Source organism: Gemmiger formicilis (assembly GCF_024462815.1).
GTDB lineage: Bacteria > Bacillota > Clostridia > Oscillospirales > Ruminococcaceae > Gemmiger.
On record NZ_JANGCG010000034.1, the window covers coordinates 1 to 8,909 of the forward strand.

At 54.8% G+C, this 8,909-nt stretch carries 13 protein-coding genes; all 13 read left to right on the plus strand.

The window, feature by feature from the left end; translation table 11 throughout:
• Window positions 1–288, plus strand: a 288-nt coding sequence (locus tag NE623_RS14215; protein WP_256273461.1) for a DUF6017 domain-containing protein, incomplete at its 5' end; no start/stop codon positions are given.
• A 17-nt stretch (window positions 289–305) separates the two neighbouring features.
• The gene (locus NE623_RS14220) at window positions 306–1,025 is read left to right on the plus strand and encodes a hypothetical protein (RefSeq protein WP_256273462.1); all 720 of its coding nucleotides are present in this window, start codon (window positions 306–308) and stop codon (window positions 1,023–1,025) included.
• Entirely contained in the window at window positions 1,022–1,612 is a 591-nt protein-coding gene (locus NE623_RS14225; RefSeq protein WP_256273463.1) for a hypothetical protein, read from the plus strand. Before NE623_RS14220 ends, NE623_RS14225 begins: the two co-directional genes overlap by 4 nt.
• A gap of 66 nt (window positions 1,613–1,678) precedes the next feature.
• The gene (locus tag NE623_RS14230; protein WP_442490243.1) at window positions 1,679–2,428 is read left to right on the plus strand and encodes a DNA-methyltransferase; all 750 of its coding nucleotides are present in this window, start codon (window positions 1,679–1,681) and stop codon (window positions 2,426–2,428) included.
• 76 nt (window positions 2,429–2,504) lie between these two features.
• The gene (locus NE623_RS14235; protein WP_078785318.1) at window positions 2,505–2,843 is read left to right on the plus strand and encodes a hypothetical protein; all 339 of its coding nucleotides are present in this window, start codon (window positions 2,505–2,507) and stop codon (window positions 2,841–2,843) included.
• A gap of 83 nt (window positions 2,844–2,926) precedes the next feature.
• Complete coding sequence (locus NE623_RS14240) at window positions 2,927–3,235, plus strand: MobC family plasmid mobilization relaxosome protein (protein WP_256273465.1); 309 nt, start codon at window positions 2,927–2,929, stop codon at window positions 3,233–3,235.
• Window positions 3,236–3,250: 15 nt separating this feature from the next.
• Window positions 3,251–4,570, plus strand: a complete 1,320-nt coding sequence (locus tag NE623_RS14245; protein ID WP_256273466.1) for a relaxase/mobilization nuclease domain-containing protein — start codon at window positions 3,251–3,253, stop codon at window positions 4,568–4,570.
• 19 nt (window positions 4,571–4,589) lie between these two features.
• Window positions 4,590–4,841, plus strand: a complete 252-nt coding sequence (locus NE623_RS14250) for a DUF4314 domain-containing protein (RefSeq protein WP_256273467.1) — start codon at window positions 4,590–4,592, stop codon at window positions 4,839–4,841.
• A complete protein-coding gene (locus tag NE623_RS14255; RefSeq protein WP_256273468.1) occupies window positions 4,838–5,578 on the plus strand; it encodes a DUF3801 domain-containing protein in 741 nt (246 codons plus the stop codon). The genes NE623_RS14250 and NE623_RS14255 overlap by 4 nt, the downstream gene beginning before the upstream one ends.
• Window positions 5,579–5,658: 80 nt before the next feature.
• The gene (locus NE623_RS14260; protein ID WP_256273469.1) at window positions 5,659–5,964 is read left to right on the plus strand and encodes a hypothetical protein; all 306 of its coding nucleotides are present in this window, start codon (window positions 5,659–5,661) and stop codon (window positions 5,962–5,964) included.
• A gap of 8 nt (window positions 5,965–5,972) precedes the next feature.
• Entirely contained in the window at window positions 5,973–6,764 is a 792-nt protein-coding gene (locus NE623_RS14265; protein WP_256273470.1) for a DUF4240 domain-containing protein, read from the plus strand.
• A 102-nt stretch (window positions 6,765–6,866) separates the two neighbouring features.
• Entirely contained in the window at window positions 6,867–8,561 is a 1,695-nt protein-coding gene (locus NE623_RS14270) for a VirD4-like conjugal transfer protein, CD1115 family (protein ID WP_256273471.1), read from the plus strand.
• A gap of 47 nt (window positions 8,562–8,608) precedes the next feature.
• On the plus strand, window positions 8,609–8,878 hold the full coding sequence (locus tag NE623_RS14275; protein WP_270444915.1) for a glutamyl-tRNA amidotransferase: 270 nt from the start codon (window positions 8,609–8,611) through the stop codon (window positions 8,876–8,878).
• Window positions 8,879–8,909: the final 31 nt, after the last annotated feature.

Sequence of the window (8,909 nt, forward strand, 5' to 3'; positions counted from 1 at the left end):
GATACGATGCGATTGGATGAACTGGTGGAGTTGATGCTGGATGTGGTTTGTTCCAGACGGGCGGCTATCCGTATCGCTGGCGAAAATATGCCCGCAGAGGTGGTGCGTTCAAGATTCTTGAAGCTGGAGGCTCCGCACATCCAGTATGTTCTGGACTGCCTGAAAGACAACCCGCCCCGCATCCGAAACATCAAGCAATACTTACTGACGGCGCTCTACAACGCGCCGCTGACGATAGAAAACTACTATGCCGCGCAAATCAGCCATGATCTGTACGGCAGAAACTGAGGTGAAGCAATTTGCAGATGAAATTTTATTCTCCCTTGACCGCAGACTTTTTCCCGAACGATACCGAGGATTTGGGCGATGACTACAGCGAATACGAGGGTATCCCTTACACCAGCAAGGAACTGACCGGCTACCGCGATGTTATCCGCGATGCCATCTACGAGGATGTCAAAGATTTTTACGGCGACCTGATGCGATATTACCGTGAGGACGATTCCGTCCGCCGCAAGGTCGTCCGCGCCGTTCCCACGGTGGACGAGGTGAACGGTGAACTGGTCGGCTCCCTGTGGGTCGATACGGACGCACCGCTTACCGCCGAGGAACAGGCCGTGTTCTGCGCATATATTTCCGGTCAGTACAGCGACGGCTGGGGCGAGGGCTTTGAGCAGCGGGAAATCGATGTTGGTGACGGCAAGCTGTATGTCCATTTCTGGCAGGATCACGATTTTGAACTGAAACGCGATGTGCCGGATATGACAGAGTTCAAAAAACTGCTGAACCGTCCCAAGAAGCCCAAGATGCAGCTGATTGGGCAGGACGGCAACATTTTCGCCATTATGGGGCGCGCATCCCGGCTGCTGAAAAGCAGCGGGCAAGGTGACAAAGCCAAAGAAATGCGTGACCGCGTTATGTCCTGCGACAGCTACCAGAAAGCGCTCAACATCGTTTCCGAGTATGTGGAAACCGAACTGTCGCCCACGCCCGCGCCCAAGCGTGACCGGGGTGATGCCAGATGAAGAAATACGAAATCACCGACATTGCCCACCCGGACAACCCGAAACTGCACCGCATCCGGGCGCTGACCGATGTGGGTACAGATGTTCACAAAGGTGATTTGGGCGGCTTTGTCGAAACCGAGGATAATCTCGACCAAGAGGGCTTTGCATGGATTGGCAAAGATGCCATTGCCTGCGAGGATTCGTACATCGGCGGAGATGCAATACTTGCGGATTCCGCCGTGGCAAGGGACTCCGCCTATGTCGGAAACAACGCGGTTATCGCTGACCATGCCGTAGTGCAGGACAATGCCATTGTTTGCGGCGGATATATTTCCGGCAATAGCTGCATTTGTGGCAGCGCAATCTTAAACAGCGATGAACAAACGCGCTGTGCGCCCATGATTGGCGGCAACGCCCGTGTCTATGGAGAACTCACCGGCAATGTAGTATGTCAGGGCGGTGCCGTGGTGCTGCCGGGTGTAAAACTTTACAATACCACGGCGGATTGCTTTGTCCTGAAAGATGATACTGTCAGTGTTGTGCCTGCCCAAAGGCCGGAAGTCACCACATCAAAAGAAACAAAACACCACGAAAATGAACGCTAAAACGAAAGGAAGATGCCTTTGACGAACACTCCCGAAACGCTCAACATTCTCACCCCTGATTTCCGGATGCCCGAACACTGCGGCGGTGACCGCTGGTCGATCCTGCATGGGGATTCTTTGCAGATCCTCCGCCAGTTTGTGCCGAACAGCTTCGATGCCATCATCACCGACCCGCCCTATGCCAGCGGCGGCAGCAGCCAGACCACCAAGAACCGCAGCACCAACGAAAAGTACAGCAGCATGAGCAAGGAAAAGGCGCTACCCGACTTTGACAGCGACCAGATGGATCAGCTGAGTTGGATGTTCTGGACGGCGGCATGGCTGCAGGATGCCCGCCGCATTGCCAAGCCCGGCGCGCCTGTTTGTCTGTTCATCGATTGGCGGCAGCTGCCCGCCATGACGCTGGCCCTGCAGTGGGCTGGCTGGACCTGGCGTGGCGTGGCGGTGTGGGATAAAGTCGCCAGTCGCCCGCAGAAAGGACGCTTCCGCCAGCAGTCCGAGTACATTGTGTGGGGGTCCAACGGCAAAATGCCGCTTGAGAGAAATGTTGGGTGTCTGCCGGGCGTGTTCCGTTACCCGAACCCGCAGAACCGCATCCATGTCACCGAAAAGCCCTTGCAGCTCATGCGGGATATGGTGCAGATCTGCGAACCGGGCGGGCGCATCCTTGACCCCTTTGCCGGGGCGGGCACCACCGTGCTGGCCGCTGTGCAGGAAGGCTATGAGGCTGTCGGCATCGAAATGTCGGACGCCTACTTCCGCCGCAGCACTGAACGGCTGAAAACTGCCCTTGAATCCGAAGTGAATCAGAACTGATTCACTATTTTGCAAGAAAAACCGAAAAGTGAATCAAATCTGATTCACTCCCGAAATTCAGAAAGGAACCACGAAAATGAAACGACCTTGGGCTTTTATCTGCGCCAGCGAGGGCGCAACCTCCAAACACCTGCGCAACTATTGCCGCGAGGTGTACCTGCTGGGCTACCTGCCGGTATGCCCCAAATTGCAGGACAGCCAGTATTTGGTGCTGGAAGATGCCGTGGAACGCAGCGAATACACCGCCATTGTGCGGGATAAGCTGCTGCGCTGCCCGATGCTGGTGGTCTGCAGCCGGAATCAGGATGCAACCACCAACGCTCAAATCGGTTTGGCGCAGAAATACAACCGTATTGTCACAACCTTGGACGGTTTGAAGAAAGCCGTTTCGGAGGGCGACGACCTTGTGTCATGAACCGTTTTGCGGGGTGTCGTGTTTGGCTAGCATAGCGTTTGGATATCCAAACGCACTTTTGAGGTGATCCCCAAACCCCCGATATGCGCAGACGCGGCCATGTTATTCCGCTGCGGCTGAACGAGCGCGAGTACCGCCATCTTTGTGAACAGGTCGAAACAAGTGGATTATCCCGCGAGGAATACCTGCGCTCCCTTATCTTAGGCAAGGAAATCCATCCGCGCCTCTGCACACACCATGCGGAACTTGTGCGGCAAATTTCCGGTTTGTGCAACAACGCAAACCAGCTTGCGCATCGCGCCAACAGCACGGGCGTGGCGGGGCAGCAAAGCGTGGACGAGATGATGCGCATCGCCAAGGAAGTCTGGCGTGAGATAAAAGAAAACTACTAAGAGGCTCTATGAAATATGGCTTACACATCCGTGATCCCTGTCCGCCGTCTGGATCGGGCGGTGAAGTATGTGATGAACAAAGAAAAGACCACGGCGGTATCCTTACAGGACGCCCTCGACTATGCCGCCAACCGCGACAAAACAGAGCAATCCTGCTTTGAAAGCTCGTATGCCTGCACGCTGGAAACCGCCTTTACCGATATGCGGCAAACCAAGGAACGCTGGCACAAGTCGGGCGGTGTGCAGGGATACCACCTTGTACAGAGTTTTGCTGCAGGCGAGGTCACACCCGAACTTGCGCACCAAATCGCAAAGGAACTGGCAGACCGTGTGCTGGGCGGACGGTATGAATATGTCATCGGCACGCATTTGAACACTGACCACATTCATTCGCATATTGTCTGGAACTCGGTCAGTTGTGTGGATGGCAAAAAGTATCGCAGCAACTATAAAAGCTATGTGATGGAAATCCGCGCAGTGTCAGATGAACTTTGCCGGAAATATAAGTTGTCGGTCATCGACACCGAAAACTCCCATCATGTGGCAAAGCCCTACGCCGAATGGCTGGCGGAGAAAAATAACCACCCCACATGGCGCACCGCCATCCGACAGGATGTGGACGAAGCGATTCAACAAAGCCTTACATGGCGGCAGTTTCTTAACGCGCTGGAACGCAAAGGGTATGAGGTCCGCATGGGACGCAAGTATCCCGTCCTGCGCCCACCCGGAAAGGAGCGCTTTGTTCGATTCAAAACGCTGGGCAAGCGGTACACGCCAGAAGCAATCCAGACGCGCATCCTGTATCCACAAAGCTACCACCCTTATGTGGAAAATCCACCAACAATCCAACATGGCCGTCTGCACAGCGGGAAGAAGGCCCGCCGCAAGCTGACCGGGCTGCGGGCCTTGTATTATCGCTATCTATACGAATTGGGCGCACTCCCCCGCAAGCCGAGCCGTCCAAGTTATGCTGTTCGGCAGGATGCCTACAAGTTAGACCAGCGCATCCGGCAGATGGAGTTTTTATCTAAGAACAACATTGACACGCTGGCACAGCTGGAAACCTACCGACAAGCCCTGCAAACAGAAATTGGGCAGTTGCTGACAAAGCGTAAGCAACTGCCAAAAACCGATGATTTACAATCGCAGCATGAATCGGTCAACACCGCCCTAAAACAGCTTCGCCAAGAGGAACGGCTCTGCCGCAAAATCGCAGAGCACTCCCTGGAGGTGCAGCAACACCTCACCGAAGCCCGCCGTGACCGCGCTGAACAGCAAAAACAAGAACAGGAACGTGCGCGTGACCACCGCCCCAACATTGATTTGACACTATAATTTGGAAAGGAAAATGCCTATGAAATACCCCAACAAAGACTGCATCGAACATCTGCGCCGCAAGTACCCGCCCGGTACGCGGCTGCAACTCAGCTGTATGAAAGATGAGATGGCCGTGCCTCCCGTCTCTATGGGAACCGTTGATTTCATCGATGATGCCGGACAAATCCACATGAATTGGGACTGCGGGCGCAGTCTTGCCCTCATCCCCGGCGTGGACTCGTTCAGCCGCTTGCCCTCGCCCAAAGAAAAGGCCGGTGATGCCAGATGAATTACGGCTCTGAACCCGCAGACCAGGTCGTCCGCTACTCGCTGGAGGGTGCAGAGTTTGCTCTGCGTATCTCCGGCACCGCTGCGAAAAACTTCTTTATTTTCGCACAGGCAGTGCTGCACGACAGCAAAAAGACCCACGGCAAAACGCACCTAATCCGTTTGCTGAAAGAGCAGAAGCCGCTGAAATTTTTCACGGTAGACAAAGACCGTATGCATGATTTTGCCCGCGCTGCCAAAGCGCATGGGCTGCTGTTCTGTCCTATCCGCGACAAAATGGACCTCAATCACATTGAGATCGCCATTTTACAGGATGATGCCTCCAAAGCCAACCGCATCATCGATAAGCTGCAACTGGCTATTGTGGACACCGGCACGGCAGAACTTATCGACACTGTGCAGCAGGAGCGTGGTGAAACCGCTCCGGAAACCGAGCGCGTTCAGACCGAGGACGGTGCGGTAGATTTTGAGGTCGGCGCAGACGAGGAACAGTTCAACATGGTTTTTCCGCAGGGCTCGGAGAACGCCAGTCCGTCCGAGCCTTTCTCCGACAGCAGCAAATCTTTTGCAAACTCGCCGTCGCCGCGCGCCGATCAGCTTCGGGCCAAGGGTGAGCGCCCCAGCATCCGCATGGAACTGCAGGATATTACCGCCTATCTGCGAAACCGAGCAGAGGCACCCAAAGACCGTATGCCCAAGCTGCCGGTAAAAATCCGGCGCAAAGAAAAGGTGCTGTAAATGTTTTCTGTTTGTTTTCAAATGGCAGATAGCTATTGCGGCGGTTCTATGGTATGTTGGCGATAGGAGGTGCAAAAACAATGACAGAACGTAAAGTCAAACTTGACCGTGCTAACAAAAGCATCCTGCTCCGGGCGCTGGGCGATGTCTACTACGGCCAGCGTGCCAACGGCGGCAGCACCGAGGTGACCGGACGGCTCATCCTGAGAGTGAACGATCTGCCCGCAGGCGGCAAGCTGACGCTGTCAGCGGCAGAGTATCGGCTGGCAAAAGCAGCCCTCAACCAACTGCGCACCCAACGCTTGGCAGAGGGCGGCTACACTGATGCCGTGGATGACGCGCTGACCCGACTGCTGTACGCCCACACGCCGCTGTTTATCTGGTGAATCCGGCTATGACATGGGAAAAATTCTGGTCGATCATTGACCGAGTCCGCGCCAAAGCGGATATGCAGGATGAAGCGTCCGTGAAACAGTTCCTTTACACGGAACTCATCAAATTGCCGCAGGATGAACTGCTCGGCTTTGATTGCGCATGGCAAAGTTATCGCAATAAAGCCAACTTTCCCAGAATGGTCGCGGCGGCCTGCATCATCAATGACGGCAGTTCGGATGACAGATTTACCGATTTCCGTAACTGGCTGATTATGCAGGGGTACGATGCTTATCGGCAGGCGCTGATTGACCCCGATAACCTTGCGGCGCTCAACATTCCGTTCCGAGATACTGAGTGGATGGGATGCGGGAATGTGGCGTGGTATGCCTACGCGGGGCAGAAGCTGCACACCTATTTTGAAAAGGAAGGAATTGCCGCCAAGTTATTCCGAAAGTATCCGGCTCTGCTGAAATCGTCTGCCGATTTACATCAGGCAATTATGCAGGAACAGCTTGTACCCCACCGTGCGCCGGAAACCGAATGGGAACGACAAATGCTGCGAACGGAAGTCAAGCACTACATAGATACCAGTGGGCTGGCGTACAGCTACAACGAATTCTATACTCAAAATATGCCGGATAAGGTTGCATGGGAAACGCTGCAAAGCGATTTGTTTGCAAATCTGCCGCAAATCAAGGCGGAACGTATGCCGCAGGACTTTTCCGTAGTTTTGCCGAAGTTGTGGAGAAAGCGTCAGGCATGGGATGCTGAGCGTACAAAGCGCCCGCCCTATCGCGGTGAAGAAAGGTAGCCCACCACGCCGGGAAGAAAGAATCCTTGGTGGGTCTGGCTGCTGCCGCTGCCCGTTGTATGGTGGGCAGCGCTGGCGGTGGCTTGCCGCTGGCAGCCGGGCATGAAGATAACGGCTCTGCTGGATGCGCTGAACAGCGCACTGGCAGAGCCGTTTGCGTTGGCGTGGAGTCAAGACAGCCCACGCTTTTTGCTTGTGTTCACGGTGGCTTATGCGGTAGCAGTTATCGTGGCCGTGACGGATCAGAAGAACACCCGCCCCGGCGCGGAGCATGGCTCGGCGGCTTGGGGTGACGTGTTCCGGTTAAACAAGTTCTACATGGACAAGCGAGGACCGAATCTGCTGCTGACCCAACACTTTCACATCGGGATAGATGGCTACAAACATAAGCACAACACCAACATCCTCATTGTCGGCGGCTCCGGCGCAGGCAAGACGCGCACCTACGGTGTGCCGAATGTGCTGGAATGTGCCTGCTCTATGGTAATCACTGACCCTAAGTCGGAAATTTTGCGTAAAACCGGCAATTTGTTGAAGCAGAAGGGCTATGAGGTACTTGTTTTTGACCTTATAAATCCCGCTGCATCGTTCTGTTATAACCCGTTTGTGTATGTACATGATGACCGTGAAGTGCTGACCTTGATTGAAAATCTGATTCAGAACACAACACCATCACATTCAAAAAGCAGCGACCCCTTCTGGGAAAAGTCCGAAACCGCCCTGCTCCAAGCCCTCATGCTATACCTGCTGCACGAAGCTCCGCCCGAAGAACAAAACTTCTCGATGGTGATGGAGATGATCGCAGCCGCAGAAGTCCACGAGGATGATGACAACTACCAATCCCCGCTGGACATCTTGTTCGAGCGCTTGGAAATGCGCGAACCCGACAGCATCGCCTGTAAGCAGTACCGCATTTTCAAGCAAGCGGCGGGCAAAACGGCGAAGTCGATTTTGGTAAGTGTAGGTGTGCGCCTTGCCGCGTTCAATCTGCCGTCCATCGCCAAGCTGACCATGACGGACGAGCTGCATTTGCAGGAATTGGGCGAGCGCAAAATCGCGCTGTTCTGCTGCATCCCGGACTCGGACAAGTCGCTGAATTATCTTGTCGGTATGATTTATACCCAGCTAATCCAGACGCTGTACCGTCAAGCGGACCGCGTACACAAAGGACGCTTGCCTGTGCCGGTGCATTGCCTTATGGACGAGTACGCCAATATTTCCTTGCCAAAAGACACCTTTTTGTCTGCCCTTGCCACCATGCGTTCCCGCGCTATTTTCTGCTCCATCATCGTGCAGAACATGGCGCAGCTAAAGGCCATGTACAAGGACGATTGGGAATCGCTGGTTGGCCTGTGCGATGAGTTTCTCTACCTTGGCGGCACCGAGAAAGAAACCCACAAGTACGTTTCGGAACTGCTGGGCAAGGAGACTATCTCCACCACCAGCTACAACCAAAGCAAAGGCCGCAGCGGCAGTTACAGCATCAATCACCAGCAATCCGGGCGCGACCTTATGACCCCGGACGAGGTGCGGCTGCTGGACAACAGCAAGTGTATCTTGTTCATCCGAGGGGAGTGTCCGGTGGTGGACTACAAATACAATCTGCTCAAGCATCCCAACATCCGCTGCACCGAGGACGGCGGCGCAGCCCCTTACGACTACACCGCCGCCGACAACGCGCGGGACGATCTGCCCGGTGCACCCGAAAATTACGAACTGCTGGATATGGACGATTTTCTGCCCGCCGAAGCCGCAGAAATGAAGCCAACCATACAAAGAATCAGGAGGCCCAAATGAAGCTGAATAACAACAAAAAATCCGTAAAAATTTCTCGCAGCCTGTTCATGCTGTACGCCGTGCTGGTGTGCGGCATTGTTTTTGCGCTGCCCGCCTTTGCCGCCAGTGACCCGCTGGTAGTGGTCGAAAATCTCTCCACATTCATCTTTTCGCTGATCCGCGCCGTAGGTCTTATCCTGCTGGGGTGGGGCATCGTGCAGGTCGGCCTGTCGTTGCAGAGCCACGACCCCAGCCAGCGCAGCCAAGGTTTCCTGACGCTGGCCGGTGGGCTGGTGATTACGTTCGCCAAAGAAATCCTCGACCTCATCACCGCGTGAGGATTGCGCCAAGAGGAAAGGTGGTGATGCC

Coding starts and splice junctions, on each gene's coding strand:
- NE623_RS14220 (WP_256273462.1), top strand. CDS start 306: ATGAAATTTTATTCTCCCTTGACCGCAGACTTTTTCCCGAACGATACC.
- NE623_RS14225 (WP_256273463.1), top strand. CDS start 1,022: ATGAAGAAATACGAAATCACCGACATTGCCCACCCGGACAACCCGAAA.
- NE623_RS14230 (WP_442490243.1), top strand. CDS start 1,679: ATGCCCGAACACTGCGGCGGTGACCGCTGGTCGATCCTGCATGGGGAT.
- NE623_RS14235 (WP_078785318.1), top strand. CDS start 2,505: ATGAAACGACCTTGGGCTTTTATCTGCGCCAGCGAGGGCGCAACCTCC.
- NE623_RS14240 (WP_256273465.1), top strand. CDS start 2,927: ATGCGCAGACGCGGCCATGTTATTCCGCTGCGGCTGAACGAGCGCGAG.
- NE623_RS14245 (WP_256273466.1), top strand. CDS start 3,251: ATGGCTTACACATCCGTGATCCCTGTCCGCCGTCTGGATCGGGCGGTG.
- NE623_RS14250 (WP_256273467.1), top strand. CDS start 4,590: ATGAAATACCCCAACAAAGACTGCATCGAACATCTGCGCCGCAAGTAC.
- NE623_RS14255 (WP_256273468.1), top strand. CDS start 4,838: ATGAATTACGGCTCTGAACCCGCAGACCAGGTCGTCCGCTACTCGCTG.
- NE623_RS14260 (WP_256273469.1), top strand. CDS start 5,659: ATGACAGAACGTAAAGTCAAACTTGACCGTGCTAACAAAAGCATCCTG.
- NE623_RS14265 (WP_256273470.1), top strand. CDS start 5,973: ATGACATGGGAAAAATTCTGGTCGATCATTGACCGAGTCCGCGCCAAA.
- NE623_RS14270 (WP_256273471.1), top strand. CDS start 6,867: ATGAAGATAACGGCTCTGCTGGATGCGCTGAACAGCGCACTGGCAGAG.
- NE623_RS14275 (WP_270444915.1), top strand. CDS start 8,609: ATGCTGTACGCCGTGCTGGTGTGCGGCATTGTTTTTGCGCTGCCCGCC.